General features: G+C 55.4%; 25 protein-coding genes and 1 riboswitch. Of the genes, 5 read left to right on the plus strand and 20 right to left on the minus strand.

The annotated features are described in order from the left end of the window. Positions 1-16: 16 nt before the first annotated feature. Both GZH47_RS13110 and GZH47_RS13115 read right to left on the minus strand, forming a co-directional pair. Positions 17-937, minus strand: a complete 921-nt coding sequence (locus GZH47_RS13110; RefSeq protein WP_162645226.1) for a DMT family transporter — start codon at positions 935-937, stop codon at positions 17-19. Positions 938-979: 42 nt separating this feature from the next. Further along, positions 980-1,288, minus strand: coding sequence for an MGMT family protein (locus tag GZH47_RS13115; protein WP_162640494.1), 309 nt, complete (start codon positions 1,286-1,288; stop codon positions 980-982). Between the two features lie 324 nt (positions 1,289-1,612). Here GZH47_RS13115 and GZH47_RS13120 point away from each other — a divergent pair, with 324 nt between their 5' ends. Further along, positions 1,613-2,848 (plus strand): aminopeptidase, encoded by a 1,236-nt coding sequence (locus GZH47_RS13120; protein ID WP_162640495.1) that lies wholly within the window; start codon positions 1,613-1,615, stop codon positions 2,846-2,848. Positions 2,849-3,048: 200 nt separating this feature from the next. Here the strand turns inward: GZH47_RS13120 and GZH47_RS13125 are convergent, their stop codons facing one another. The 10 genes from GZH47_RS13125 to GZH47_RS13170 all read right to left on the minus strand — a co-directional run bounded on the left by GZH47_RS13125 (position 3,049) and on the right by GZH47_RS13170 (position 17,328). After that, positions 3,049-3,786 (minus strand): amino acid ABC transporter ATP-binding protein, encoded by a 738-nt coding sequence (locus GZH47_RS13125; RefSeq protein ID WP_404823807.1) that lies wholly within the window; start codon positions 3,784-3,786, stop codon positions 3,049-3,051. Between the two features lie 6 nt (positions 3,787-3,792). Beyond that, positions 3,793-4,443 carry an amino acid ABC transporter permease gene (locus tag GZH47_RS13130; RefSeq protein ID WP_162640496.1) on the minus strand — a complete coding sequence of 217 codons (651 nt, stop codon included), beginning with the start codon at positions 4,441-4,443 and terminating at the stop codon, positions 3,793-3,795. Positions 4,444-4,482: 39 nt separating this feature from the next. Continuing rightward, positions 4,483-5,385 carry a basic amino acid ABC transporter substrate-binding protein gene (locus GZH47_RS13135; RefSeq protein WP_225446471.1) on the minus strand — a complete coding sequence of 301 codons (903 nt, stop codon included), beginning with the start codon at positions 5,383-5,385 and terminating at the stop codon, positions 4,483-4,485. 180 nt (positions 5,386-5,565) lie between these two features. Beyond that, entirely contained in the window at positions 5,566-7,902 is a 2,337-nt protein-coding gene (locus GZH47_RS13140; RefSeq protein WP_162640497.1) for a histidine kinase, read from the minus strand. A 177-nt stretch (positions 7,903-8,079) separates the two neighbouring features. Next, positions 8,080-8,273: riboswitch (cyclic di-AMP (ydaO/yuaA leader) on the minus strand. Positions 8,274-8,546: 273 nt separating this feature from the next. Continuing rightward, positions 8,547-9,806 (minus strand): DUF445 domain-containing protein, encoded by a 1,260-nt coding sequence (locus GZH47_RS13145; RefSeq protein ID WP_162640498.1) that lies wholly within the window; start codon positions 9,804-9,806, stop codon positions 8,547-8,549. A gap of 1,204 nt (positions 9,807-11,010) precedes the next feature. Further along, complete coding sequence (locus GZH47_RS13150; RefSeq protein WP_162645229.1) at positions 11,011-12,186, minus strand: response regulator; 1,176 nt, start codon at positions 12,184-12,186, stop codon at positions 11,011-11,013. Continuing rightward, positions 12,164-14,023 carry a sensor histidine kinase gene (locus GZH47_RS13155; protein ID WP_404823784.1) on the minus strand — a complete coding sequence of 620 codons (1,860 nt, stop codon included), beginning with the start codon at positions 14,021-14,023 and terminating at the stop codon, positions 12,164-12,166. Before GZH47_RS13155 ends, GZH47_RS13150 begins: the two co-directional genes overlap by 23 nt. Positions 14,024-14,074: 51 nt before the next feature. Next, positions 14,075-14,899, minus strand: coding sequence for a carbohydrate ABC transporter permease (locus GZH47_RS13160; protein ID WP_162640499.1), 825 nt, complete (start codon positions 14,897-14,899; stop codon positions 14,075-14,077). 17 nt (positions 14,900-14,916) lie between these two features. Further along, a complete protein-coding gene (locus tag GZH47_RS13165) occupies positions 14,917-15,807 on the minus strand; it encodes a carbohydrate ABC transporter permease (protein ID WP_162640500.1) in 891 nt (296 codons plus the stop codon). Between the two features lie 156 nt (positions 15,808-15,963). After that, entirely contained in the window at positions 15,964-17,328 is a 1,365-nt protein-coding gene (locus GZH47_RS13170) for an extracellular solute-binding protein (RefSeq protein WP_162640501.1), read from the minus strand. 190 nt (positions 17,329-17,518) lie between these two features. On the opposite strand from GZH47_RS13170, the gene GZH47_RS13175 reads away from it, so the two are divergent. Further along, positions 17,519-18,157, plus strand: coding sequence for a fumarylacetoacetate hydrolase family protein (locus GZH47_RS13175; RefSeq protein WP_162640502.1), 639 nt, complete (start codon positions 17,519-17,521; stop codon positions 18,155-18,157). 99 nt (positions 18,158-18,256) lie between these two features. On the opposite strand, the gene GZH47_RS13180 is transcribed toward GZH47_RS13175, so the two are convergent. Beyond that, positions 18,257-18,862, minus strand: a complete 606-nt coding sequence (locus GZH47_RS13180) for a TetR/AcrR family transcriptional regulator (protein WP_162640503.1) — start codon at positions 18,860-18,862, stop codon at positions 18,257-18,259. Between the two features lie 155 nt (positions 18,863-19,017). Between GZH47_RS13180 and GZH47_RS13185 the strand changes: the two genes are divergently transcribed. Continuing rightward, a complete protein-coding gene (locus tag GZH47_RS13185) occupies positions 19,018-19,779 on the plus strand; it encodes a glucose 1-dehydrogenase (RefSeq protein WP_162640504.1) in 762 nt (253 codons plus the stop codon). 106 nt (positions 19,780-19,885) lie between these two features. Here GZH47_RS13185 and GZH47_RS13190 read toward each other — a convergent pair whose 3' ends face one another. The 4 genes from GZH47_RS13190 to GZH47_RS13205 form a co-directional block, all read right to left on the minus strand. Beyond that, positions 19,886-21,073 (minus strand): FAD-dependent oxidoreductase, encoded by a 1,188-nt coding sequence (locus tag GZH47_RS13190; RefSeq protein ID WP_162640505.1) that lies wholly within the window; start codon positions 21,071-21,073, stop codon positions 19,886-19,888. A gap of 232 nt (positions 21,074-21,305) precedes the next feature. Further along, the gene (locus GZH47_RS13195) at positions 21,306-21,845 is read right to left on the minus strand and encodes a hypothetical protein (RefSeq protein WP_162640506.1); all 540 of its coding nucleotides are present in this window, start codon (positions 21,843-21,845) and stop codon (positions 21,306-21,308) included. Between the two features lie 107 nt (positions 21,846-21,952). Beyond that, complete coding sequence (locus GZH47_RS13200; RefSeq protein ID WP_162640507.1) at positions 21,953-22,102, minus strand: hypothetical protein; 150 nt, start codon at positions 22,100-22,102, stop codon at positions 21,953-21,955. Positions 22,103-22,253: 151 nt separating this feature from the next. Continuing rightward, positions 22,254-22,958, minus strand: coding sequence for a pirin family protein (locus GZH47_RS13205; RefSeq protein ID WP_162640508.1), 705 nt, complete (start codon positions 22,956-22,958; stop codon positions 22,254-22,256). A gap of 113 nt (positions 22,959-23,071) precedes the next feature. Between GZH47_RS13205 and GZH47_RS13210 the strand changes: the two genes are divergently transcribed. Further along, positions 23,072-23,383 carry a hypothetical protein gene (locus GZH47_RS13210; protein WP_162640509.1) on the plus strand — a complete coding sequence of 104 codons (312 nt, stop codon included), beginning with the start codon at positions 23,072-23,074 and terminating at the stop codon, positions 23,381-23,383. 12 nt (positions 23,384-23,395) lie between these two features. Here the strand turns inward: GZH47_RS13210 and GZH47_RS13215 are convergent, their stop codons facing one another. After that, positions 23,396-23,638 (minus strand): DUF6953 family protein, encoded by a 243-nt coding sequence (locus GZH47_RS13215; protein ID WP_162640510.1) that lies wholly within the window; start codon positions 23,636-23,638, stop codon positions 23,396-23,398. A gap of 131 nt (positions 23,639-23,769) precedes the next feature. Here GZH47_RS13215 and GZH47_RS13220 point away from each other — a divergent pair, with 131 nt between their 5' ends. Continuing rightward, complete coding sequence (locus GZH47_RS13220) at positions 23,770-24,702, plus strand: prohibitin family protein (RefSeq protein WP_162640511.1); 933 nt, start codon at positions 23,770-23,772, stop codon at positions 24,700-24,702. A 136-nt stretch (positions 24,703-24,838) separates the two neighbouring features. Here the strand turns inward: GZH47_RS13220 and GZH47_RS13225 are convergent, their stop codons facing one another. After that, entirely contained in the window at positions 24,839-25,783 is a 945-nt protein-coding gene (locus GZH47_RS13225) for a hypothetical protein (protein WP_162640512.1), read from the minus strand. A gap of 67 nt (positions 25,784-25,850) precedes the next feature. Continuing rightward, a complete protein-coding gene (locus tag GZH47_RS13230) occupies positions 25,851-26,660 on the minus strand; it encodes a class I SAM-dependent methyltransferase (protein WP_162640513.1) in 810 nt (269 codons plus the stop codon). Positions 26,661-26,759 lie beyond the last annotated feature (99 nt).

The raw sequence follows: 26,759 nt of genomic DNA on the forward strand, positions 1-26,759 counted from the left end.
TCTGCCCTCTCGGGCGCTAGCTCGATGGAATGCCTTCGCGCCGGCCGGGCGGCCGTTCTCTCCGCGAGCCCTTGCTCCCGGCTAGAAAGACGCCGGCCAGTATAACGACGAGCCCGGCAAGCATATTCCATTTGATCGTCTCATGAAGCAGCGCGTAACCCCAGACCAAGGCGGTCGAGGGCACCAGATACGTCACCATGGAGGCGAATTCGGCACTCCCCTTCTCCACCATGTAATAAAACAAAATATAAGCAAAGCCGGAACCGAACATGCCCAGACCGATGAGCATCGGAATGTTGGACATCGAGGTCAAATGCGGCAAGGTGATCGATTCCGTCATCAAGGCGGGCACTCCGCTCACAACCGCGCTGCTCAGCAAGGTGCCGTATGTAATTTGGTACATGGTGCAGCCGCGCACCGAAAGCCGTTTGGACAACTGCGATCCGAGGCCGTAGCAGCAAGCGGCGCACATCATGCCGGCGAAGCCGATGCCGTCCACCGACAGCAGGGAGCCCGGCTTGACGCCGAGCAGAACGAGCAAGCCGATCGTGGCGATGCCGAGGCCGACCCACTGCATCCGGCCGGACCGTCCGCGGAAGAACGCCATGCCGACTAGTACCGTCCATACCGGAGTCGTCGCGTTGAGGATGGAAGCCATGCCGCTTGGGATCCGCTGTTCGCTGAACGCGATCAGCGTCCAAGGGATAGCCGTGTTAATGGCGGCCATGATGAACATCGCGCCCCACGGAATCGTACGGAAGCCGAACGGTTTCCGGAAGGCAAGCATAATGAGCAGCACGACGACGAGTCCGCAGGATGAACGCAGGCAAGCGATGGACCACGGTCCGAAGTCATGCAATAGCATTTTGATAAAATAAAACGACCCGCCCCAGATGAGACTTAAACCTAGAAGTGCGACATAGACGAGTCTGGGCACCGGCATTCCTTCTTTCTCTCGCTTAAATAATCCCGACATCCGCTAACTGGGCTCGAACCGGAACTCCCCCAGGTCGACGGCGCCCGCCGGGTTAACGTACACGCCTTCCTCTTCAAGAAGCGCCCGCTGCATGAAACGTCCCTCGTCGCTGCCGATGGCAATCTCACCCTTGGCGTTAATGACGCGATGCCAGGGCAAATCGTGCTTTCCGCTCATGGAATGGAGGATGCGCACTACCTGTCTCGCTGCGCGCGGGCTGCCCGCCCGGGCCGCGATCCCGCCGTAGGTCATGACGCGGCCTTCCGGGATGCTGCGGATGATCTTCACTACGTCTGCTGTAAAAGGCGTCAAGACCGCGAACCTTCCTTTCGTACGATAGCTCCGGGCCGGTGATGCGAGCCGCTTGATGCGCCGTATCTCCCTAACAGAATAAATGACCCGATTTCTTCCTAGTATACCTCAATTATCCCGTTTACGGAGCAAAATATACGAAAATATGTTCGTGAAATTTCCGTACCGCGCCACGAAGCGCATCCACAAAAAAGAAGCCGAATCCAGAGCAAAATACGACATTCGCCGCAACGGCCAGTGCTATCCTCCTGCCCCATCGTGCTTTAGAGTTTGGACGCCTAATATGCTAAAATAGGGTTATCCGCAAGTAAGGAGTGGTTTCAAATGATTAACGATTTCCAAGTAAAGCTCGAGCGTTACGCGGCGCTTGCCGTCGAGGTCGGCGTCAATGTCCAGCCCGGCCAGACGCTGGTCGTCACGGCAGGCATTTCGTCCGCGCCGTTCGTGCGCATGGTCGTGAAGAAAGCCTATGAAGTCGGCGCCAAGAACGTGCACGTCGAATGGAACGACGATACGGTAACCCGCACGAAATACGAGCTCGCTCCGGACGAGGCGTTCACGGAATACCCGCAATGGCGGGCGCAGGGCTGGGAGGACATGGCCAAGGACAACGCGGCTTTCCTCAGCATTATCGCAGCCAATCCCGATCTGCTCAAAGGCATTAAGCCGGAGCGTATTGCCAATGCCAACAAAGCGGCGGGCATCGCGCTTAAGACATGGCGTTCCTACACGATGTCGGATAAGGTCAGCTGGTCGATCGTAGCCGTGCCTTCCATGGATTGGGCGGCGAAAGTCTTCCCCGACGTCGCGCCCGAGCAACAGGAAGATGCGCTGTGGGACGCGATCTTCGCGGCAACGCGCATCAACGAGCCGGATCCGGTCGCTTCGTGGAAGCAGCATATCGAGACGCTCGATACGAAGGCCTCTTTCCTGAACGAGAAAAAATACTTCGCGCTCCGTTACACCGGCCCGGGCACGGACCTGACGCTGGAGCTGGCGCCTGGCCATATTTGGATCAGCGCGGGCAGCGAGAACGCGAAAGGCGACATCTTCGTGGCGAATATGCCAACGGAAGAAGTGTTCACCGCACCGCTTCGCAATGGCACGAACGGCGTCGTCTCGAGCACGAAGCCGCTCAGCTACGGCGGCAACCTGATCAAGGACTTCTCGCTGACCTTCAAGGACGGCAAAGTCGTCGACATTCAGGCGGAAGAGGGCTTGGAAGTGCTGAAGAACCTGATCGGCACCGACGACGGCGCCGCCTTCCTTGGCGAAGTCGCGCTCGTGCCGCACCGTTCCCCGATCTCGGATACGAACATTACCTTCTACAACACGTTGTTCGACGAGAACGCCTCCTGCCACCTCGCCATCGGCAAAGCGTATGCCTTCTGCATCGAGGGCGGCAAGGAAATGAACGAAGAACAACAAACCGAAGCAGGCCTGAACACCAGTCTCGTGCATGTCGACTTCATGATCGGCTCCGCCGAGCTGGACATCGACGGCATCCGCGCCGACGGTTCGGCTGAACCGCTCATGCGCGGCGGCAACTGGGCGATCTAGTCCAGCGGCTCCGCGTCCAGGAACCGAACACATGCAAAAAACCTTCACATCCACACGGTGGCTTTGAAGGTTTTTTGCTTTGTTACTTTTTCGCATTATTACTTGTTCGCATTATTACTTTTTATTGTTACTTTTTCGCTTTGTTACTTTTTCGCATTGTTACTTTTTCGCTTTGTTACTCGATAGCTTTCTACGGCTCCCTACAGCACCTTGGACAGAAAACCCCGCGTCCGTTCCTGCTGCGGGCATTCGAACAAGACGTTCGGCGGGCCCTGCTCGACGATCCGGCCCTGTTCCATGAAGAGCACGCGGTCTCCGACCTCGCGGGCGAAGCCCATCTCATGGGTGACGACGATCATCGTCATCCCTTCCTTGGCGAGCTGCTTCATAACAGCGAGCACCTCGCCGACCATCTCGGGATCGAGCGCCGACGTCGGCTCGTCGAAGAGCATGATTTTCGGCTCCATCGCGAGCGCGCGGGCAATGGCGACGCGCTGCGCCTGACCGCCGGAAAGCGATGACGGATAGACGTCCGCCTTGTCTTCCAAGCCGACCTTGCGCAGCAGCGCCATCGCCTTGTCCCGCGCTTTGGCAGGCGGCCATTTGCGGATGCGCACAGGTCCCAGCGTGATGTTCTCCAGCACCTTTAGATGCGGGAACAGATTGAACTGCTGGAACACCATGCCGAGTTCCGCGCGAACGGCGACGATATTCGTCTCCTTCGCGAGCAGCGATATGCCATCGATGACGATCTCGCCGCCGCTCGGCTGCTCCAGCAAGTTGAGGCAGCGCAGCAGGGTCGATTTTCCGGACCCGGAAGGACCGATGACGACCAGCACTTCCTGCGGCGCGACGTCGACTGAAATCTCCTTCAGCACCTCCTGCTTGCCGAACCGCTTGGATACGTTCGTAACTTGAATGATAGGCTGCGCGGACATCGGCATTCAGCTTACTCTCCTTTCCAACGCTTGCAGCAGCTTGTTGAGCGTGTAGGTGAGGATGAAATAGATGCACGCGGCCGTCAAATACGGCTCCCAGATGCGGATGTACTGATTCTTCATCGCGTTGCTCCAATACATGATTTCCGGAACCGTAATCAATGTCAGGAGGGACGAATCCTTCAGCAGCACGATAAACTCGTTTCCGAACGCCGGAATCATGCGTTTAACCGCCTGCGGCAGTACGACGAACCGCATCGTCTGCCACGGTGTCATGCCGATCGACAGCGCTGCTTCCGACTGTCCTTTGTCGATGGATTGAATGCCGGCCCGGTAAATTTCCGCGGTATACGCCGCCGCATTGAGCGCCAGCGCGGTCACTGCCGCCGCGATCGCATTGGTCTTGCCGTTAAGAAGCGGAATGAGACCGAAGTGAACGATGAAGATTTGCACGAGTAGTGGCGTCCCGCGGAAGAAATTGATATAGGCGTGCATCGGCCAGCGGAGAAACCAGAATCGCGACATTTTCCCCAAGCCGACGCCCAGCCCGAGAAGAGAGCCAAGCGCGATCGAAGCAAGCGAAATGCAAACCGTGTACAGCGTGCCCCGCAGCAGCAGCGGCAGATAGCCTTCTACGATATCGAATCTGAAATCCATGCCCCTCCGCCCTTTCGCCTTCGCTCGGTGCTTCGATCCTTATTTCGCTGCCAGCAAACGGGTGGTGTCAGGCACTTCGTCAAACCATTTCTTGTAGAGGTCCGCGTACGTGCCGTTCTCGATGACAGCTTTGATTGCCGGATCCAGCTCAGCTTTCAGCTCACTGCCTTTCGGATAAGCCAGCCCGTAATACTCCGGATTGAAGTTGACATCGTCCAGCACTTCCTTGTATTTCTTGTCCGGATTGTTCTTGATGTAATCCCGAACGATGGCGATGTCCGCCACGACGGCATCTGCGCCGCCTTTATCCAGCTCCAGCAACGCGACGGCATTGCTGTCGAACTTCTTCAAGTCCGTATTGCCTTTCCCCATAATCTTCGTCATGAGCGTATCCGCCGTCGTTCCGCCCTGCAAGGCAACCTTCTTCCCCTTCAAATCCAGCGCGCTCGCAATGGCACTGTCTTCCTTGACCATGATGACATTCTTGGATTCAAAATACGGCATGGAGAAATCGTACGTCTGCGCCCGATCCGCTGTAATCGAAATGCTCGATACGCCGGCCTGGTACTCCTTGCCCTGTTTGACGCTCTCCAGCATGGCATCCCAACCGACGTTGCGCACCTCGTATTTCAGCCCTGCTTCCTTCATCACCGCCGCGAGAAAATCGATGTCGAAGCCCTTCAGTTCGTCCTTATCCATGAATTCCATGGGGGCGTAGCTGGCATCGCTGGCAAACTGGTACGTCGTCTCGGCGGCGGCATTTCCGCTGTCACTGCCGGTGTTGGCGGCAGTACTGCTGCCGTTGCCAGAGCCGCCATCGTTGGTGCCGGAAGTATCGGCCGCTGCTCCGCCTTCGGTATTTTCAACCTTCTTTGCTCCACAGCCTGCGAGCATGATTACGCACATTAATGTAATGATACCTAACATAAACTTCCTGTTCATCCTACGTCCCCCTCATGAAATCCGAATCATAAGCCAATTCTATCAAGGAAAGTTCGGGTATTCAATTCATTTCCAGAAATAATGTTAGATTATCTAACATATAATCTACAAAAAAGACGCCCGATCCGCAGCACGCTCGCTGCAGAACCGGACGCCTAACGTTCCAACGCCTATCTTCTACTACTCTTCTTCTTCCCCTAATGCCATATTCGGATTAAAGTCCGCCACGACCAAGACATCCATATGACGGCCTTCGCGCAAAATCGTATCAATGACCGGTTTCTGCTTCAACCGGCTCCAGAAACCGCGGCCCGACTGTCCCAGAATCATCTGCGTGCTCTTCAGCCCGTTCGCCTTCGCAAGCAGCGCATCCGGAATCCGGTTCGCGGTAACGCCCTGCTCCGCTTCGAACGTCCCTCCGAGCCGGTCGACGAGATCCTTGATCTCCTCGATCCGCTGATCGCAGGCAGCCGAGCGTTCCCCTTCGGGACGCACGTAATGCACATGCCAATCGGCCTTCAGGCGGTAAGCGATACGGAAGCCGCGGCGAATGAGGCGTTCCGCGTTCTTGCCCGTCGTGACCGCGACGAAGATGGACTCGTGCCGGCGCCAAGGACCGCGCAGCGAACCGTGGCGTTCCCACGACTCCAAGCGCTCATCCACATCGTCGGCGATCTCCCGCAGCGCAAGCTCGCGGAGCGCGATCAGATTGCCGGTCTTGAAGAAGCCGGCAAGCGCGCCTTCCACATCTTCCGCCTTGTAGATCAATCCGTCCCGCATACGCTCCTGCAGCGCGCTTGGCGCAACGTCGATCAGCTCGATTTCGTCCGCCAGACGGAGAAATTGATCCGGCACCGTTTCACTCACGATCGTCCCCGTAATATGTTCCACGGCGTCCTTCAAGCTCTCCAGATGCTGCACGTTCATCGTCGAAATGACCGAGATGCCAGCATCCAGGATTTCGCGAATATCTTCATAACGGCGCTTGTTGCGGCTGCCCGGGACGTTGGCGTGCGCCAGATCGTCGATCAGCACCACCTCGGGGTTGCGGGCGATGATGGCTGCAACGTCCATTTCTTCGGTCCCCCGCTCCCCGGCTTCAATCCGCGGAATAGCCGTCAACCGGCCGACCTGAGCGTCCGTATCCGCCCGGCCATGCGTATCCACGTAACCGATGACGACATCGATGTCCTTGCGAAGCAAATCATTGCCTTCGCGCAGCATCATATAGGTTTTCCCCGCTCCCGGCGCCGCGCCAACGTACACCTTGAACGTGCCGCGCCGGATGCTTTCGATCTTCTTCTCGACTTCCTGCTCGCTCAAACGGCGGTAAGGCTCGGAAGGCGGTTTCGACACCGCGCGTTTCACCGGCAGCACCCGCTCGCCCTCATGCTCCGCACGGTCGGCCATGAAGAACACATCGATATTGCGCGTCTGTTTCAACAGGGCGCGCGCGATAGAGCCCTGACGCAGCTCTTCCGTTCGAGTCTGTTTGGAATGGCCCATGACGATCCGGGTCGCGTTAATCAGCATCGCGTAACGGATCAACGCCCGCGGCACTTGCTTGCGGCCCGAGATCGCGATTTCGCGGAAACCCGCGTCGATCTTCTCGACCAGCTTCAGGATCGACTTCTTGAACGCTTCCCGCTCCTTGGTCGGTTCCTGGCTGGTGTCGGTGAAGACGACGACTTGCAGATCGCCCCCGAGACGCTTGGCAATTTGCTGCCCGCGCCGAATGTAGATCGAACCATTAATATGGTACTGCGCCGCGACCAAGATGCGCTCGGATGCCCCGGAAGGACCGATAAAGCCTTGTTCCTCGCGGTATTTCTCCAGCGACTCGTTCACGCCCTCCGCCACCAGGCGCAGGGTCAATTCCCGCAGCTTGCCGACATTGCCGCGCTTCAGCAGTTCCGGGTCCTTCACGTTGTTCAGCCGGCCTTCGCTGAGCCGATTCAATATCGTCTCCGGCGACACGTCGATAAGGCGCACCTCGTCCGCAAGCTCCAGCAAATCGGCGGGCACGGTGCATTCCGGCGCAATGCCGGTCAGCTTCTGGGCTTGCTCCGTCACGCCTTCCAGCTCGTAGACGTTGACTGTCGTGATGACGCTGATGCCAAGGCTCAGCAAATACCGGATATCCTCACGCCGGGTCGGAAATTTCGCATCCGGACGGTTCTCATGCGCCAGCGAATCCACGAGCAGCACTTCCGGATTGCGTTCCACGATCGCATCCAAATTCAAATCCTTCTTTTCCACGTCGCCTTTCATCCAATGGATGCTCGGAATACGCTCTAAATCCGCGAGCTGTTCAACGGTTTCCGGACGGCGCATCGTCGAAACGGCGCACACGACTACCTCGATCCCCTGCTGCTTGAGCGCTTGCCCCTCGCGCAGCATATGATAGGTTTTTCCGGAGCCGCTGACGGCGCCGATATAGATTTTTAGTCGTCCGCGATGGATTTTAGAAATGGATAATAACAATTCCTCCGGAGTTTTACGCCGGTAGCCGGCCATAACAACAAGCCCCTTTCCTGCCCTATACCTATAAATTTACATTCTTCCTTGAAACTTATGCTCCATATGAAAACGAACATCAAAAAGAAGCCAACGAAAAACGGCCTCTATCTAGAGGAACGCCCCTCGCGGCTTCTTGGCACAGATATAAAAAAGTGTCCATTTGCACGCACATTCGTCGCCTCTCTCGGATCGCTTACGAGGTTAGCTGTCGGATTCGGACTTGAGAGCTGCCCTACCCGAGCTTGGCGGCCGCGGCTGCCTTGCTCAGGATTCACCCCAGGCGCAAGCTCCGAAGAAGATCTTCAGATACTTGGCATGCCATTGGTTCCCCCGTTTTCCACTGCTCGGAAATTCAGCGTGATCAATTACATCGTTTAAGCACGAATCGTATGTTACGCTTGCCGTCGCCTTTTGTAAAGGAAGTTCGTACGCACTCCGCTCGCGTATGCAGTCAACCGTGCCAGATATAACGCTTACAAATGAAGCGATCTCCAGCATCCTCCCGCATCCTCACTATATGGCTGTTTTTCGCAAAATCGGACAGCAGCGGAGGCCGATCAACGCCGCATTCGCCTATTCCCTGCCAAATGATCAAGGAATCCGGCTGCACGCATCCGCTTCGGCCTTCCACGTACACTAGATTAGACATTTCCGGTCGCCATCTCGATGCCCCGCAGCAGCAGGCCGATCAGGAAGCCACATAGCGCACCGTTCACGCGGATCCACTGCAAATCCTGCCCGACCTTGTCTTCGATCAGTTCGACGAGCTGGTCGTTGTCGAGACGGTCCAGGTTCTCCCTGACGAAGGAGCCGATCCGCACATGATTGCGCTCGATCAGCGCCGCGGCCTGGCCCTTGAGCCATTGCTCGGCATCGTCGACCAGCGCTTCGTTCTCTTCGAACCGGTTCATCAACCCTTCAATAAAAGGCCATGTCGTCGTCGTAAAAGCTTCGCCGTGCAGGAAGTCGATTCCCTTCTCCCGCAGGAGCTCAACCAGCTTGTACAGCTCGCCTTCAATATCGAAAGCGTTCAGCAGCTCGTCGCGCATGGCGTCAAGCTGGCCGGATGCCGCCAATTGCGTAATCAGCAGGTCCAGCGCTTCGCGCAGCTTGCTCATGACGACAAGCCGGCGCTGCGTGTCCGGGATCTTCAGCTCATTGATCTTGGCAAGGATGAACGACTGCAGCATCGTTCCGAGCTTATCCTCTTCCAGGTAGCCGACGAACGCATTGACCGCGAACGCCATCAGGCCGCCCAGGTTCAGCCCTTTAATGAGCGTCATGACCGCGCTGCCGAGCTCGCGGCGCATGCCTTCCGTGGCAACCCACGTTTCCGCGCGTTCTAACAGCATGTCGAGCATCCGTTCGTCCATGCCGTTCTCCTCCGCCTTCCGCAGGAAGCTGCGAAGCGCGGCCTCGAGATCGATCCGCCGCACGGCCGCCTGAATCTCTCCGGCCAGCATCGGAACGAAGCGTTCCGCGTCGACGCTGCGAACCACGCCTTCCAATAGATGCGGAAGCCGTTCACTGTGCACCGCCGAATGCAGCGCGCCGCGGACGGCGGGCAGCAGCTGCCCCATCAGTTCGAACTGCTTCAGCTTCTCGAGCATGCTCTCTTTGGCAAGCAGCCGGTCCTCCAGCACGCGCACGATGCCCTCGGACATCTTCTTCCGATTGCGCGGCAGCAGCGCCGTATGCGGAATCGGAATGCCCAGCGGATGGCGGAACAGCGCCGTCACCGCAAACCAGTCCGCAAGCCCCCCGATGACGCCGGCTTCAAAACCCGCGTGCAGCAGCCCGAGTCCCCCGCCGCGGAACGGAATAGTCGCAGCAAAACCAGCCGCCATCACCCCGAGCGATATATTGGCAAAATGTTTATTTTTCTTCGATTCGTTCGCCATATTCTTCCTCCTAGGATTGCTACTTACACCATACCACTATGAGGGAACCTGTTGCAAAACATCTGCGCGAACCGACGGGCCTTAGCGGCCGGCAACCCGCACGGCTGGTGAAGCTATGCAAGGCCATGTAACTACTACATGTGGTCTTTCCGTCGGACCCAGGTGAACCGTAATTACTACCTTCCGCATTCAGCCGTCAAAATATGACGATATGTCTATCATTTCAACAAACACTGACTAGATACATCTATAAAGAAGTTATATCCGACTTCAAGCTAACTTCAGGCAAATAGTAAGGAAGAACGCACAACGTAAAGTGTGTCCGCATGCGGACGAAAACAAGCCCTCCTCAAACGTCAGTTCGAAGAAGGCCGGGATGGCGGGCACGGCAACCTCCAGGCCCAGGGCGGAGCGGAACCCTTGGGGTCCCTTATGCATGGGGAGTTCCAGGGGGTGTGACACACTTTAGGGTATGGCTAGGAAAGATGTGCTGCCGACTCTAACGAACCGTATACGTCTTATACCAACAAAATAATCATCTGAATCCGGCTAAGGAATCCAGCACGCCTTATTAAGGCAAAAATGACTCGCAGGCAGGTCCAAAAGGCCAACTAGCGCTGCTGGGATTCGTTAGAATGTAAGAAGCAGAATATAAGGGCAAATAACGCCAACTCGATTCGTTAGCATCGGAGACATGATTCAAAGCGGCTAGCGTTCAACTGATGGCTGGCCAATAGCTAATAAGGACGCCGCCTGAAAGTGTGTCCGCATGCGGACGAAAACGAGCCCTCCTCAAACGTAACTCGAAGAAAGCCAATGTAGCACACACGACAAATTTCCGGGTCCAGGGACGGAGCCCCTGGGGTCCCCCTTAGGCAAGGGGGATTTAGGGGGTTGTGAAACGCTTTTGAACCGCTTTTGAAAGCTTCTGACCTAGACACTAAGAAAAGTAAAGTGTGTCCGCATGCGGACAAAAACGAGCCCTCCTCAAACGTTAGTTCGAAGAAAGCCAATGTAGCACACACGACAAATTTCCGGGTCCAGGGACGGAGCCCCTGGGGTCCCCCTTAGGCAAGGGGATTTAGGGGGTTGTGAAACGCTTTTTGAAGGTTTTGAACCGCTTTTAAAAGGTTGTAGAACGCTTTTGACCTAATTTTAAACGTTATTAAATAAAAAAAAGGAGGGTCAAAGGGGCCCCGCCCCCTCACCGCTCCGCGAGGAATTGCTGCCGATACTCCGTAGGCGTCACGTTCATCTTCTTGCGGAACACCTGCGTGAAATGCCGGACGTCCCCATAGCCAATCCGCTCGGCAATGTCCGCAAGCTTCAAACCGTGCTGCTGCAGCAGCTCCTTCGCCTGCTCAATGCGCAGGCTTATCACGTACTCCTTGTACCCCTGCCCCGTCTTCTGCTTGAACAATTGGCTGAAGTAAATGGGATTCAGGAACACGACGGACGCCACCTTCTCGAGCGACAGCTCCTCGTTGTAGTGCGCCTTCAAGTACTGCAGCGCCACGTCGATAGCATGGTCGCTGCTGCCCTCGGTCCGATCCGCGCCGGGTATGGAAGCAGCTTGACGCAGCCGCTTCACTTCCTGCGCGATCCGTTGAAAGTCGGTGATCGTGCCGGACTGCGTAATATGGAACGGCACCTTGAGATAGTGGCGGAGATGCGTCTTCAGCTCCGTGAGCATCGCTTCTACGCCCGCCGGGTTCGAGAAATGAACGATGGCCAGCAAGGTCTGCCGGTCGAAATTGACGACGAACCCCTGGCCATGCCGGTCCACCAGTTCAGACAGCACGTTCTCGATAATAAAATGCTCTAGATGTACCGGTTTGACCGCCTCTTCGATGTGCGCAAGCACGAGGTGGAAGTTCGGATATTTCTCAAAAATCGGCGCAATGTCCAGGTTGCCGATATCCAGCCCCGTCGCAAGCCGCTGGAACACCGCTTCGCGCAGATACTTCAAGTTCTGACGCAGCATATCCCCTTCCAGCGACATCTCGGTCTCCGCCTGCGTCTCCAGGGCCAACTGCTCCATCAGCTCGATGAGCCGCTGCTTGCCGATCGGCTTAAGCAGATAGTCGCGCGCGCCAAGCCGCACCGCCTCCTGGGCATAGGAGAATTCGGAATGCGCCGAAATGACGACCCATTTCACCTGCGGATATTTGCGGCGCGACATCTTCATGAATTCCAGACCGTTGATGCCCGGCATTAAAATATCCGTCAGCACGATATCGATCGGCCGGCTTTCCAGGATGCCGACCGCCTCCTCGGCCGAGCCGGCCAGATGGATCGTATAAGCGGGAAAAGCCCGCTTGATCGTGCGTTTAACACCTTCACGGATAACGCTCTCGTCATCCGCGATAAGGATGTTCACTGCCATGCAAGGCTCCTCCTTCCTTCTGCGGCAGGATCGGGATCGTAATGATCGCCGTCGTCCCGCGATTCCGTTCGCTGATTAATTCCAGTCCGTACGCGCCGCCGAACATATGCTGAAGGCGCCGCTGCAGATTGACCAGACCGATGCCGCCCTCTTGCCGTTCCGATTCCTCGTTCACATCCTGGACCGTGTCGTCCTTCGCCCGTTTCAGCGTCGCGTTCAGCTCGGCGAGCGTCGCGGCATCCATGCCGATACCGTTATCCGCGACCATGATGCGCAGCTGGCGATCCTCTTCCTCCATATAGACGCGCAGCACCCCCGCCCGGTCGACAAGCGGCTCCAGGCCGTGCTTCACGGCGTTTTCGATCACGGGCTGCAGCGTCATTTTGGGAACGGCGATGTTCGACCACGCTTCACCGACATCCACGTCGACCGTCAAGCGCCCTTCCAGGCGGGTTACGATAATCGTCAAATAATGCTCGATCTGTTCGGTTTCCTCGCGAAGCGTGACGGCCGCGCCATCCACCCAGTGGCTGCTGTAGCGGAACAACCGGGATAGCGACAGCACGACTTCCCCGAGCCGGTCATGGCCTTTCTCGTCCAGCATCCAATAAATCATGTCGAGCGTGTTATACAGGAAATGCGGGTTGACCTGCGATTGCAAAGCCTGAAGCTCCGCATTCTTCTCGCTGATCGAGGATACCTTTACCCGCTCGATCAGCTCCGCGATCCGATTAACCATTTGATTGAAGGACGCGACCAGAATATTGATTTCCCGATAGGACGTTACGTTAAGCGAGCCGCGGAAATTCCCGATTTCGACCTGCTTCATCTCGGAAATCAACCGTTTCAGCGGCGACGAGAGCGTGCGCGAGAAGATCGACGCGAGCAGCACGGAGAACACGACGAGGATGGCGCCGACGATGATCAGGAATCGCTTCGTCTCCGTCAACTCCACGTTCAGATCCCGGTCCGGCGTCACGCTAAGCACCGTCCAATCCGCGAACGGCAGCTGCGAAGCGACGACCAGCCGCTTGTCATGCTCCTCGACGACCGGCACGCCGTTCTGCGGACGCGGCAGTTTCGCCAGCCAAGCGGGGTCCCAATGGAAAGCCGTAGCGGATATAATATCCCCCTTGCTGTTCATCAGGAAAACCTCGCTGTGCGCGCCGAGCTTCAAATTGTCCATTGCGGCGGTGATTGCCTGCGGATCCGTCTCGAACAAGGCTACGCCGATCGGCCGATGATTGTTGAGATCGTATATCGGCCGCCCGAACGCGAACACGTCGCGGTCGTCGACCTGATCGATGATGGAATGATCGAACACGCCGAGCCACTGCATATCGCCGGTCGAAGCCGAGATCACGCCATACCAGCCGGTCGACCTGTACTCCGGATTAATGACATTGGCATAATTCCCGTAATTATAGACTTTCCCTTTATCCGTCAGCACATGAATGCCGATGATGTCCTCCTGCGACAAGAACGCGGCTCCCAATATATTGGTAATTGCCTGCTCATTAAAATAATCGACAGCAGGGCTGTCGATTTGAGGATTGCTCAATATGCGAGTGAGGTCGGTATTGCCGGTTACGGATTTGGATAAGCTGTCATACCCTTTCAGAAGAAGATCGAACAGGCCTGCCGTCTGCGATACGTTCTGCTTCGAGAGGCTGCTGATCTTCTCATGAAATTGCACCGTCGTTCGGTTGTAGTACAGGACGCTGACCGTAAGCACGATCGCGGACATGCTCACCAGGAAAAGCACGAACAGTCGATATTGTATGGAATGAAAACCGCGCGTCACGCCGTTACCGCCTTTCCAAGGCAGCATTCCTTCTTGCTTACCCTTTATACTTCACGCTGTGTAAGTAACCCTCTAAGCTTAACCTTTAACCGCTCCCGCTACCATACCTTTCGTAATGCGTTCGGAAAGAATGAAGTACACGAGCAATACCGGCAGCGCGCCGAGGATAAGGAATGCGCCGATTGCACCGTAGTTGACGTTGTACTGACTCACGAACGTGTAGATGCCGAACGGGAGAGTTTTCAACTTCTCCGACGAGATAAACGTCGCGGCCATGATGTATTCGTTCCAAATCGTAATGAACGTCAAGATGATGACCGTCATGATCGGCGGCACCGATACCGGCAGAATGATACTGCGGAAGATCCGATAAACGCTGGCGCCGTCCATGAACGCCGATTCTTCGATCTCGGCCGGAATGCCTCGCATGAAGCCGCTCAGAATGAAGACCGAGATCGGCGTCGAGAAGGCGACGTACGGGAGAATGAGCGCCCAGCGCGTATCCAGGATGTGAATGTTCTTGAAGATGACCATCAGCGGCAGCAGCGTCGCCGACATCGGAATCATCATGCCCATCAGGAAGATGAGCGTGACGATCGGACCGTATTTCCATTTAAAGCGCGAGATCGCGTAAGCGACCATCGAGCTGAAGACGATGACGCACAGCAGCGTCACGCAAGTAACGAGCACGCTGTTGCCGAGATATTGCAAGTAATGTCCGCTCGTGTAGGCGGCTTTATAGTTAGCCCATTGCGGCGTCGTCGGCATCGAGAAGAAGCTGCCTCCGAGAATCTGATCGTTCGTTTTGAGCGAGTACAGAACCAGCCAAAACAATGGATAAATTTGCGTGATAACGAGGATCGCCAGAAGCAAATACACGACCCATTTGGATATTGACTTCATGATTGCCGTTCTCCCTTCTAGCTGTACTTCTCTTCGACTTTTTTGAACACGGCGTTGATAATAACCGTAACGACCAGACACAAGACAACGAGGAATGTAGCAAGAGCGCTTCCGTAACCGTATTGGTAGGACGTGAAGGAGCTGTTGTACATGAGCGTCGCAATCGTATCCGTCGCGTGCGCGGGACCGCCGCCAGTCATGACCCATACGAGGTCGAACGACTGCAAAGAGCCGATAAACGCGAGTACGATAGAAATTTTGAAGATCGGAACGGCCATTGGAAACGTGATGTACCAGTCAGATTTGAAGCCCTCGGCGCCGTCGATCTTGGCAGCCTCGTACACTTCTTGCGGGATGTTCTGCACGCCCGTGAATTGAATGAGCAGGTGATAACCGAAATATTGCCACAACGATACGATATACAGGCAATACATCGCGATTTTCGGCTCCGTGAGCCAGTTGTGCGTCCAGCTGTCAAGACCTAACGAGTTCAGAATGCCGTTCAGCATACCGCCCATTTCCGTCGGGTTGTAGACTGTTTTCCACAATTGGCCGATGATGACGGTGGACAGAACGACAGGTACGAAGTAGAGCGAGACGAGCGTGTTCGCTTTCTTGACATAACGGTTCATCAATGCCGCGATAAACAAGCAAATCGGAATTTCAAGCATGGAGAACACTGCGTACATCAGGGTGTGTCGGACAGCCGGCCAGAAGTGCGCGTCGTGCGCGAACATCGTCTTAAAGTTATCGATCCCGATGTGCTTCGCCGCATTGATGCCGTCCCATTCGAGCGTGCTGTCGTAAACCGAAACGATGATGGGAACAAACACGAGACCGATGTAAATAAGTAGACACGGCAGGACGAATACTGCGATTGTACGGGCCGGTACTTTTAAAACATTCACTGGGGTTGCCTCCTGATTCATGGAAAAGTATGAAGCAACGATCACGGCTTCCGTGAAGGCCGCCGCGATGCTGCTTCGTAGGACAAAGCCAATGGGCGGGCAGAGCCGCCGAAGCGACTTGCCCGCCACCGACTTCGGTGCGTTTTTGGACGATTCTTACTTGTTAGCGTCGAATGCGGATTGGTGCTCGGCAGCTACTGCAGCCGGATCTACTTTCTGTACGAACATGTTTTGGATGCTGCTCAGGTGAGCTTGCGCTACGGCCGGTTTCATCGTGTTATCGAACGAGATGTCGCCGCCTTTAACGCCTTTGAACATTTCAAGCACGTCTTGCTGCAGTTGCGAGTAACCAGCCGCTTTGAAGTCACCGGCAATGATTTGGCCGCTGCCGACCGCGTTTTTCAGTTCGAATTGTTTCTTCGGCATTTCCGTCATGAAGTAGTTCAGGAAATCCTTCGTTGCTTGCAGGTGCTTGCTGTTAGCGGAGATCGCAAATGCGGATCCTGGCGCCAGCATGTATTGGTCCGGATCGCCTTTGCCGTTAACCGTTGGGAATTTGAATACGCCTACTTTAGGACCTACAGCCGAAGAGTCGACCGCGCCGGTTTCCCACGTACCCATGATCATCATAGCCGCTTTGCCTGTTTTGAAGATGTTGCCGCCCGTGTTGTAGTCGATGGACGTTGCGCCTTCTTCAAATGCTTTGGCTTGAATCAGATCCTGCATAGCTGTAACGGCCTCGATGAACGCTGGATCTTTAAACGTTTTCTTGCCGTCAACGACGTCTTGCAGGAAGCCTGGGCCGCCATTCGTGCGAAGCAGGATGTTCATGAACAGGAACGAACCCGTCCAGGAGTCTTTCTCGCCTTCGGCGATCGGCGTGATGTTCTTCGCGCGCAATGCTTTCACGTCCGCCAAGAATTCATCGAACGTCGTTGGAGGAGCCGTGATGCCCGCTTGCGCGAACAGGTCTTTATTGTAGTAGACGACTTCGATGTTGTTGCCGTCCGGCACGCCGTATGTGTTGCCGTCAGCGCTGTAGTAATCGAGCAGGCCTTTTTGGAACGTGTCTTTCAGGCCATTCTTATCGAGCATGTCGTTCAGTGGAGCAAGAACCTTAAGGTAAGGCTGCAGTTGAGCGGACGGGTTCACGATCGTGATGTCCGGCACTGTGTTAGAAGCCGCTTGCGTCTTCAATTTCAGCTTTTGTTGGTCCGTATTCATGGACTCGAGCGCGATCGTTACGTTCGGGTGATCTTTTTGGTATTGGTCCACGATCGCGTGGAGCATTTTGTAGGAAGGAGTCGCCGGATCCGGGTAGATGTTTTGGAAATTGATCGTAACTTTCTCGTCGCTTGCGCCTGTATTCGCGCCGCCCGCGTTCGTACCAGCGTTCGTGCCTGCATTGCCGGTATTTGTATTGTTGTTGTCGTTGTTTTTGTTACCGCATGCCGTCGCGCCTAGAAGCAACGCTGCCGCCGTCAGTGCAATCGCGGCTGTTTTTGTAGACTTTTTAACCATCTTTGAATCCCCCTTGGGTTAATATACGCTTATTATCATGTACCAACCTGTTTTCAACAATGCGCGAAATCAAGGGATGAGGTTTGCTTTTTTAAGGTGCTGAGGACCGAATATGAAGTTTTCCCACCTTCGTGCTATCATGAAAGAAGGATGGAAAAATAGACCTACGCTGATGAAGGAGATCGTTCATATGGAAGAAATCCGCAATATTTACTGCGTCGGGCGCAATTACGCGCTGCACGCAAAGGAGCTTGGCAACGACGTTCCGGAGGAGCCGATGATCTTCTCCAAGCCGACGCACGCGCTGCATCCGGCAAGCGGCAAGCTTGCCCTGCCCGGCACGATCGGGGAGATTCACTACGAGCTGGAGGTTGTCGTTCGGATCCGAACGGCATACAAGCCGGGCATGAAAGCGGACGAGCTCATCGACGGCATCGCGCTCGGCATCGACTTGACCGCGCGCGACGTGCAGTCGCAGCTCAAGGAGAAGCGCCACCCCTGGCTGCTGGCCAAAGGATTCATCGGCTCCGCCGTATTGGCGCCGTTCCAGCCGTTCGAGGGTGGAGAAGCATTCGAGAACTTGACCTTCAGCCTTATGAAAAACGAAGAAACCGTGCAAAGCGGCTCGCCGCGGGACATGATCTTCTCCCTGCAGCAGCTGATCGACTTCATCGGCACGCGCATGGGACTCGGCGCCGGCGACATTATCTACACCGGCACGCCGGCAGGCGTCGGCCCGCTTGCGGACGGCGATACGCTGGAGCTGAAGCTCGCTGCCGGCGGCAAGGAAGAGACGTTCGGTCCGCTGTACGTGGATTTGATCGAATAGCAGGAAGGGGCCGCCCCGGCGTCAATTCTTTGACGTCGGGGCGGCCCCTATTATTTTAGAAGGATGTACGTTGTTTCGGACAGCGCCGCTTCCGCTTGCTTACATCGATCGCCGGACGTTGAAGACATGCCTGGATGCCAGCGTGATACGGAGCATCTGCTTCGTAATTTCCTCTTCCGTTTGCCGCATGCCGTTCTGCAGCCAATACTTGTACACGCCGATCGCCCCGCCGATAATCCAAGCGATGAACAGGTCGTGGTCGATCTCGGCGGTTGCTTCCTTCGACCTTGCGAACGACAGATGCAGCGACCGGTTCATCTGGTCATGCAGCCGGTTCGTCAGATCGGGCACGCCGCTCGTTAACAGCATGATGCGGTAGAATTCCGCATGCTTCTGAATATGCCGGACGGAAAGCCGGATCGTATGCACGAGCTGGACGGAAGGATCCGCATGAATCGAAGTCGGAGCGCCTTCGATGATTTCGGCGTATTCGGTCAGCACCTCGTCGATCAGTTCGTCGAGCAGCTCTTCTTTCGTCGCGAAATGGTCGTAGAAGGTGACCCGGTTGATCTGGGCGCGTTCGGCGATCTCTTTCGTACGGATTTGATTAAAGGGCTTCTCGGACAGCAGCGCGATCAGCGCGGATTTCAATTGCTTGCGGGAACGAACCGCTCTGGCGTCCGATTCATGCGCGACCTTATTCATCCTCTTTCCTCCAACTCGGTACAAATTCGTCATTTCATGGTTACACGACATTTCGTCGTTAAGTGTCAGCTGTATCGGTAACGGAATTGCTACTATTATAAGCGTCAAGACGTTCGCATCACAACGATTCGCCATTCAAGGGAGGATGATTCGGAATGAAATTACAAGGCAAAAGCGCAGTCATCACAGGTGCGGCATCCGGCATGGGCAAAGCTATGGCATTATTGTTCGCCAAAGAAGGCGCAAGCGTCATCGTTGCAGATATTAATCAATCCGCCGTGGACGCGGTCGTCGGAGAAATCACGGCAGCCGGCGGACAAGCCCAAGGCGTATCGGCCAACGTCACGAGCGAAGCCGACGTATCCCGCATGATCGACACCGCGGTCGAGGCATTCGGCAAGCTCGATATTCTCGTCAATAACGCAGGCGTGATGGATGCGATGATGAGCGCGGAGGCTGTTACAGACGATATGTGGAGCCGAGTCATCGACATTAACGTGACGGGTCCGATGAGAGCGATCCGCAAGGCGATTCCGATCATGAAAGAACAAGGCCAAGGCGTGATTATCAACACCGCTTCGGTCGGCGGGCTGTTCGGTTCGCGCGCCGGCATTGCTTATACGGCGTCCAAGCATGCTGTCGTCGGCATGACGAAGAACGTAGGCTTCCAATACGGCAAGCTCGGCATCCGCTGCAACGCGATTGCTCCCGGCGCCGTCGCGACCAGCATCGGCCTTGGCGGATCGCAGCCTGATCCGTACGGACTCGAGCAAGCGATGGCAGGCATGGCGCTGCAGCGCACGGCGCCGAGCGAGCCGGAAAATATCGCGAGCGTCGCCCTGTTCCTCGCATCGGACGACGCCAAATTCGTTAACGGCACGGTCGTCACGGCGGATGGCGGCTGGAGCGCATACTAATTGGAATGCAGTATTTGCAGTAGAGCGGATGCCTGAATCGGGTGAGTGACGAAGATTCAGGCACAACATGAAATGTCCAGCACGGGGTGCACTAGCCGGCCCCGGCTTATTGTTCAGCCTGCTCGACCATGGCATGGTACTTATCGAACTCCGCTTTCAACCTGGCAGCTGCATCGTCGCCGAACATCAGCTTCAGATTATCGTCGGACTGTTCGGCAGATTCGGAAGAGTAGGCATACATCTTCGGTTCATAGGCGGCGATGGCGGCATCGATCCCGTCATTGCGAACGATCGCCAGCGCTAATTCCAGCGCATCGCGCATGGCCAAGTTCACGCCTTCCCCCGCGAACGGGGACATCAAATGCGCCGCGTCCCCGATTAGCGTCACCCCGGACTTGCGGTTCCACCGCAATCCGATCGGGAGCATATAGATCCGTCTCGGCAGCAGCAGCTCATCCGCATACGCGATGTAATTGCGCAGCGATTCATCCCAATCGCCGAAAAGCGCCAGAAGCTTCCGCTTCGCTTCAACAGGCTGATCGAACGGAATATCTCCTGCATCGAGCCATTCCCGTTCGGCCTTGAAACTCGCATACACTTTAATGCTGCCGTTGCCGTTCAACTGCGCGAGAATCGCTTTCTCGTCGTGCAGCGCGAACACTTTGCCGCGCTTGTTAAAGGCGGCCTGATCCGGATGGGCTGCGGTATCGACGGACAGCTCCACCATGCTGAGACCGGAATATTCCGGCGCAGCATCCGTAAGCAGCGGCCGTACGCGGGAGAACGCACCGTCGGCGCCGACGACGAGATCGGCGATTTCCCGCTCCCCGTTCTCGAAATGCAGCTCATGCTTGCCGTCTGCCACAGGCACCGCTTCAAGCAGCTTATACCCGTAACGGATACGATCCGGTTCCAGCGCGTCCAAGAGCAGTTCGCATAATTCGCCGCGGTCGATTTCCGGCCGGTCGCCCTTCTGAGCTTCATCCGCCGTTTCATCCATAAAGATCCTGCCATGCTTATCGAACAAGCGGAAGTCTTCGCCTTCATAGCGGGCAATCGCTTCGAATTGTCCGAACAGCCCCGCTTCCTTGAGCGCCAGTTGTCCCGAATCCTCGTGAATGTCCAACGATCCGCCCCGTTGTCTGTTGGCATCCAGCAGCTCGCGTTCGTAGATGACCGCCGAAATGCCATACTTCTGGAGAATTAAGGCTAAAATCAATCCGCCCGGCCCGCCGCCGATAATGGCAATGCGGCGGTTGTTCCACTTTTGAATCGTCTCGTTTATTACAGTCATGAAGACCAGCTCCTCTAGGGTTATGAATGATGTTCTCGACTTGTACATTGTTTGTTGTTCCTTGTTTGTTGCTTGTTGTACATTGTTCGTTGATCGTCGACATCGAGAAGCATGCCATGACAAAATGAACGGAATATGAATAGCATCCCGCACTAGGTTTCCGCCTGCCGCTGCAAAACAAACAAGCCGCCTCATATCGAGGCGACCCGTTCTCGTTCCGATTCTGTTCACCCTACTCGTACATGCTAAGCATCGTCACGCTGATATTCTTCACGAGGTCATCCTTCAGCTCGATCTCCATCGCGACCTTGGCGGTTTTGTCGATATAGCCGATCGTGGCCGACGAGCCTTTCTCGGCTCTCGTGTAGAAATCATCGCCGTACAGCTTCACGACATCCGCTTTGGCATTACCGAGCTTCAGCCCTTTCGCCGTCGCGGATTCCGGTCCGATCATATAGCCCATGATCGTATTGTCGATCGACGTGTACTGATACTCCTCGTACATGAAAACAAAGCTTCGCCCGCCGTCATTCAGCGTCCGAATCGGCTTGCCCATCTGCTTCACGAGCGCTTGCTCGTCGATGCCGAGCGTGACCTGCCCGCCTTTCTCCCCGCTCAAATTCGTCGATCCGACCTTGTCCATATACGTCAGCGGCGTCTCGCTCTTGCTGCAGCCCGCCAGCATGCAGGCCATCAAGATTACGCAGACGAGTGCCAGCATTGTTGTTGTTCGCAACCGCATTTCGATCTTCTGCTCCTTTACTCTGCCCATCTTGCCTACTTCTTTCGTCGGCCCAAAAGGCAATTCCTGCCCCCGAAATAAGCAAAAAGGCACGAACTTGTTACAGTTCGCGCCTGCTCTTCCATCTAACGATCCCTTTATTCGCGATTTCCAGCCTGCTCCGTATCGCTCGATGCTTCGTAGGCGACGACGACGATATCCTCGGACAATTCCTCGCGAAGCTCTTGTTCGAATTGCTGCAGCCGGGCCAATACCAGACGATCCAGCTGCGCCGGTGTATACTCCATCCGCGTTCCCTCCTCGCGTACGATTATCATCCTACATTCCAGTGTTAACGGGACGGAGACGGCTTATTCAAATGATCGTGCTGGCCGACAGATTCCTTCTAACCGCTGCATAGAATCCATCAAGCGGCACCGGCATTCCCCATCTCGATCGTTACGGCAAATCGATCAGCAGAAACTGCGCGCCCTGGGACGAGCGAACGTCCAACCGGGCCACGTCCGTGATGCGCGCAGAGTCGCTTCTGCCCAGCGTATGTTCGCCGTTCAGCGTCACTTCGCCTGACATGACGAAGAGGAAGATTTTGCGGTCCGCGCTGCCTTCATACGAGACGGTCGCCCCGGCTTCCGGCGCGGAGAGATAAATCGTCATGTCTTGATGAATGCTCACCATCGACTCGCCCTGAATCGCATTCGAAACGATCGGAAGCAGCGAATTCTTCATCGCCTGCGTATCGAAGGCTTTCTGCTCGTAGGACGGCGTCAGCCCTTTCGATTCCGGCATGAACCACATCTGCAGCAAATTCGCCACGTCCGTGTCCGACGCATTCACTTCGGAATGAAGAATGCCCGAGCCCGCCGTCATCCGCTGCACCTCGCCGGGACGGATAATGCCCGAACCGCCGGTATTGTCCTCGTGCTTCAGCTCGCCTTTCATGACGACCGTAACGATCTCCATGTCGCGATGCGGGTGAATGCCGAAGCCGCGCGACGGCTGAATGTAATCTTCGTTAAAAACGCGCAGCGGTCCAAAATTCACATTGTCCGGATCGTAATAATCCGCGAACGAGAAACTAAAATTAAATTGAAGCCAGCCGAGATCGCCGGAAAAACGGGAAGAGGCCGGGTAAACGTTTATCATCGGGAACACGCTCCTTAATCGGTCTTTTATTCACCTTGAACAAACCCATTGCTTATTTACTTACTTTATGTAAGTATCATAGTGTGCGATAATTAAGCTGTCAAGGAGGGGTTATGATGCATCATCTGTATATCCGTCACACCGTTGGCGGCAGGCTGTTCCTGGATTCCAAAAAGCACGATACACCGTTCGCGATCACGCCCGCGGAAGGGCGCGAAGGCTGGAAAATCAGTATCGAGGTTCCCGACGAGGCGCTGGCCGAAGCGGTCTGCCGCCACCGCGACGATCTGAATATTTTCTTCGTACCGGCAGACGCGCCGGACAGCAAGACCTGGTTCTTCTCCACGCATGGGGAAGTCGAGTATGACGGTCCCGGCAAGCCGCTCGTCATCTGGGCCGACGGCCGTATCGATTACAAGGTCTAGCTGCGCGGCAACCTACACCCAAGCCCAGAAAAAGCCGTCCCGTTCCCAAGCTGCGCGCCCGGCGTGCAGCTTTTTGAACCGTTTCTTCACTTCTTTATCAATCGAGACGTTGCCGTTCTCGTTGATGTAGATGAACGCATCCCCGTAGTTCTCCCGAATGTACGCCACCGCTCGGTCCTGATGCAGATTACCCGCCGACTTCAGCTCTTCCAGCATCCATTGCGCGATTTCTTCTACCTGTCGTTCCTGTTCCATGATCAATCCACCTCCGGCATGTTAGCTTTATTTTACCAAAAATTGTTGCCACTTTCGCCTCCCTCCGGCGTATCATTTCATAAGTGCGCCCATGAGCCGCTGGCTTGGGCCCATACTAGGGAGGGGTTACAATGCAAGTCGTGGAACCGAATGTGAGAAAACCGAGATTTCAACTTAAGGGTATCATCTGGACCGCCGTGCTTCTTCTCATCGTGCTGATCGTCGTCATTAATTCGTTCGCTACCGTCCAGTACGGCAATGTCGGCCTGTACAAAACGTTCGGCAAACTGAACGATAACGCGCTGTCTCCGGGCATTCATCTCAAAATCCCGTTCGTGCAATCGATTATACAAGTCAACGTGCAGGTGACGAAAGCGGAGACCGATACGTCCGCGTCGTCCAAAGACCTGCAGCCGGTATCGACGCACGTGGCCGTCAACTACTCCGTTGACAAGGCGACCGTTTATAAGCTGATGAACAACATCGGCGGCTCCTTCGATAATGTCATTGTCAATCCGGCGATCCAAGAAATCGTAAAAGAAGTAACGGCCCGCTACCCCGCGGAGGATCTCATCGCCAAACGGGATATCGTCGCCGGCGAGGTGCGCGACGCGCTCACGAAGCGGCTGGCCAAATACGATCTGGTCGTGAACGACATTAATATCGTCAATTTCAAGTTCTCCGATGCGTTCGACCAGTCTATCGAGGCGAAGCAGGTCGCGCAGCAGCAGGCACTGAAGGCCGAGAACGACCTGAAACGCGTACAGATCGAAGCACAGCAGAAAGTCGCGCAGGCTCAAGCGGACGCGGAGTCGCTGAAACTGAAGAAACAGGAAGTGACGCCGGAGCTGATTCAACTGAAGCAGATCGAGGTGCAAGAACAGGCCGTGGAGAAATGGGACGGCAAGCTGCCGAGCGTTACGGGCGGGGCAACGCCGTTCATCGACTTGAACGGGTTATCGGGATCTTCGAAGGCGGCGGCCGGTGACGGAGGTACATCCGCGGACAGCACGGCGGCCGGCGATGCAACGACGGACGGAGGCGAGTCAGCGGCGAAGCAATAATGAGGTAGGTTAGACAGGGCGGCATTAAAGAGGCAGCATTAAGCAGATAGTTGCAAGGCGGCGACAGAGGCGGCGGAATGCGATTCTTGTTCCATTTCCGAGCTCGGTCAACGCCGTGCACGGCACGTTATTCAACTTAGTCCTGGACACGATAGATGCCGATGCACCCGCCGTTTGATAAGCAGCCGGCATAGTCCATTATTTGATCGATACGGACATACTGCCAGGGCTGAAACCAAAACTGCCCCATCTTATTGAATACGAATGGATTCGTTACGGCATATGCAGCGTGAACAGCGTCCCCATGAACGTTCTCCCAAACGAGGACATCATGGGGACGTATTCGTATGCATTCCATCTCCTGCGAAATGGTATCGCATCGCGTTAAACTTTCACGACATAAAGAATCGATGAACTGTTTAACATCCATCCAGTTCTCGATCACATTCACTTCTCCCAGATAGGCTCCAGCGGTTGCCGAAAAGCAATTGGCGCCGCTCGTTAGCGGGAACGACGATACATGTTCTCTTACCGCCAGTTCGCTACGTTCGGGAATATTACCGTACTCCACGATCGATACAGCCATTGGTTCTACGCGCTCAAGCAACCACTTTAACAACCACGCTACCTGAATTTCTTCAGACAGCTGCATCCAAGCATCGTAAGTAAGAATGATGTGATCCTTCTCTGTTCCGTGACTTTCCTTAAGGTGTTCCAGCACATCCACGCCGATATCCTTCACCCAATCGAATGCGTACACTTGTCCGCGCCCAAGGGCGACTTGATGGGCATAAAGCTTACGCGTTAATGTTCGATCAGCTAGTCGGGCCGCTTCGAGAATTACAATCGACGCAGCAGCTGGAACCCGCCAGTGGTGATAATTGGCGCCATATTGGCCGATAAACGGACCGGCAGACTCTAGAAACTGCGCTCTGTCGTATACTGGTAAGCCCAATGATTGGAGCCAGCCGGTTAGCTCGTAATCGCAATGAATATAGAACGGTTCCTGTCTGGGAAGAAATGTTTCCGCCCACCGTTGCATCTGTTCCAAAGTAATCGTGCAGCCTGCGATTTCGTACAAGCGTACTCCCCCTTAATGAATGTCAACGATCCTAGCATCTATCCCTCCTTATGGCGGCGCCAATCGCTCAATCCCCCTTGCGTCCAGCCAATAACGCATGATAGTTAATCACCCGAAGCCCCCGAGACGTGCAGTTCTGGTTGAAGATATCCTCGACATCCTTCAAACATTTCTCCCAGACCAAGGCCTTCAACGTATCCTTCTGTCCGAAACATTTCTTGATCAGCACATCTTCCGGCCGCGAAAGATATTCAACCTCTTCGAACAACCGTAGTTCGCTTGTCTCTAAATTACTCTCGGAGAGCTGCAGCTCGAACTTCACCTTCAGCTCATCCAGATGATTATCGGGCAGCGGATGATAGAGTCCCTTAAACAATTCGCGGAATCCTCCGTCCGTTCCGCAATGGTACAAACCAAGTACCATGCCGCCGGGCTTCAGGATGCGATGCCCCTCTTCCAATCCGTTATCGAACAACCAGGGCCCCTTCTTCGTATAGATAACGTCGAATGCGTTGTCATGGAACGGCAGCGGCTTTAATGCGTCTACGCTATGAAAGGCGACCGAACCCGCCGTCTCCGCGTTTGCAGTTGCAATATATCCTTCAATTACATCGATTCCGACGACTTCTTCGGCCATTCCGGCAAACTGCTTCGTAAAAGCGCCATGACCGCAGCCCACGTCCAGCACGCGCGCGTTCTCGTTCAGGCAAGCTGCAATTTGGCTGGCCAAAACAATCTCGGCCCTGGGCTCATCAAACTCCGATTTCCACGGATAGCTGTACACCCCGGATTCCAAAGCAATTCGGTCATGCCACTCCGCACTCTGCGTCGAAATCCATTCGGGATGCTGCATCGGGTCGAACAATCGAGTAGACATTTTCAACACACGCTCCCTCGCGGTAATCTGCTAGCCAATCAACACTTCCACATCCTATCCCATATTCCTCCATACTGCTCCATATGACCTCTATCACTA

Origin of the sequence: Paenibacillus rhizovicinus (assembly GCF_010365285.1) — a bacterium.
GTDB lineage: Bacteria > Bacillota > Bacilli > Paenibacillales > Paenibacillaceae > Paenibacillus_Z > Paenibacillus_Z rhizovicinus.

Coding starts and splice junctions, on each gene's coding strand:
- GZH47_RS13210 (WP_162640509.1), top strand. CDS start 23,072: ATGATGCATCATCTGTATATCCGTCACACCGTTGGCGGCAGGCTGTTC.
- GZH47_RS13145 (WP_162640498.1), bottom strand. CDS start 9,806: ATGGCGAACGAATCGAAGAAAAATAAACATTTTGCCAATATATCGCTC.
- GZH47_RS13185 (WP_162640504.1), top strand. CDS start 19,018: ATGAAATTACAAGGCAAAAGCGCAGTCATCACAGGTGCGGCATCCGGC.
- GZH47_RS13160 (WP_162640499.1), bottom strand. CDS start 14,899: ATGAAGTCAATATCCAAATGGGTCGTGTATTTGCTTCTGGCGATCCTC.
- GZH47_RS13155 (WP_404823784.1), bottom strand. CDS start 14,023: ATGCTGCCTTGGAAAGGCGGTAACGGCGTGACGCGCGGTTTTCATTCC.
- GZH47_RS13175 (WP_162640502.1), top strand. CDS start 17,519: ATGGAAGAAATCCGCAATATTTACTGCGTCGGGCGCAATTACGCGCTG.
- GZH47_RS13200 (WP_162640507.1), bottom strand. CDS start 22,102: ATGGAGTATACACCGGCGCAGCTGGATCGTCTGGTATTGGCCCGGCTG.
- GZH47_RS13230 (WP_162640513.1), bottom strand. CDS start 26,660: ATGTCTACTCGATTGTTCGACCCGATGCAGCATCCCGAATGGATTTCG.
- GZH47_RS13195 (WP_162640506.1), bottom strand. CDS start 21,845: ATGGGCAGAGTAAAGGAGCAGAAGATCGAAATGCGGTTGCGAACAACA.
- GZH47_RS13130 (WP_162640496.1), bottom strand. CDS start 4,443: ATGGATTTCAGATTCGATATCGTAGAAGGCTATCTGCCGCTGCTGCTG.
- GZH47_RS13215 (WP_162640510.1), bottom strand. CDS start 23,638: ATGGAACAGGAACGACAGGTAGAAGAAATCGCGCAATGGATGCTGGAA.
- GZH47_RS13205 (WP_162640508.1), bottom strand. CDS start 22,958: ATGATAAACGTTTACCCGGCCTCTTCCCGTTTTTCCGGCGATCTCGGC.
- GZH47_RS13125 (WP_404823807.1), bottom strand. CDS start 3,786: ATGTCCGCGCAGCCTATCATTCAAGTTACGAACGTATCCAAGCGGTTC.
- GZH47_RS13170 (WP_162640501.1), bottom strand. CDS start 17,328: ATGGTTAAAAAGTCTACAAAAACAGCCGCGATTGCACTGACGGCGGCA.
- GZH47_RS13180 (WP_162640503.1), bottom strand. CDS start 18,862: ATGAATAAGGTCGCGCATGAATCGGACGCCAGAGCGGTTCGTTCCCGC.
- GZH47_RS13220 (WP_162640511.1), top strand. CDS start 23,770: ATGCAAGTCGTGGAACCGAATGTGAGAAAACCGAGATTTCAACTTAAG.
- GZH47_RS13120 (WP_162640495.1), top strand. CDS start 1,613: ATGATTAACGATTTCCAAGTAAAGCTCGAGCGTTACGCGGCGCTTGCC.
- GZH47_RS13190 (WP_162640505.1), bottom strand. CDS start 21,073: ATGACTGTAATAAACGAGACGATTCAAAAGTGGAACAACCGCCGCATT.
- GZH47_RS13135 (WP_225446471.1), bottom strand. CDS start 5,385: ATGAACAGGAAGTTTATGTTAGGTATCATTACATTAATGTGCGTAATC.
- GZH47_RS13140 (WP_162640497.1), bottom strand. CDS start 7,902: ATGGCCGGCTACCGGCGTAAAACTCCGGAGGAATTGTTATTATCCATT.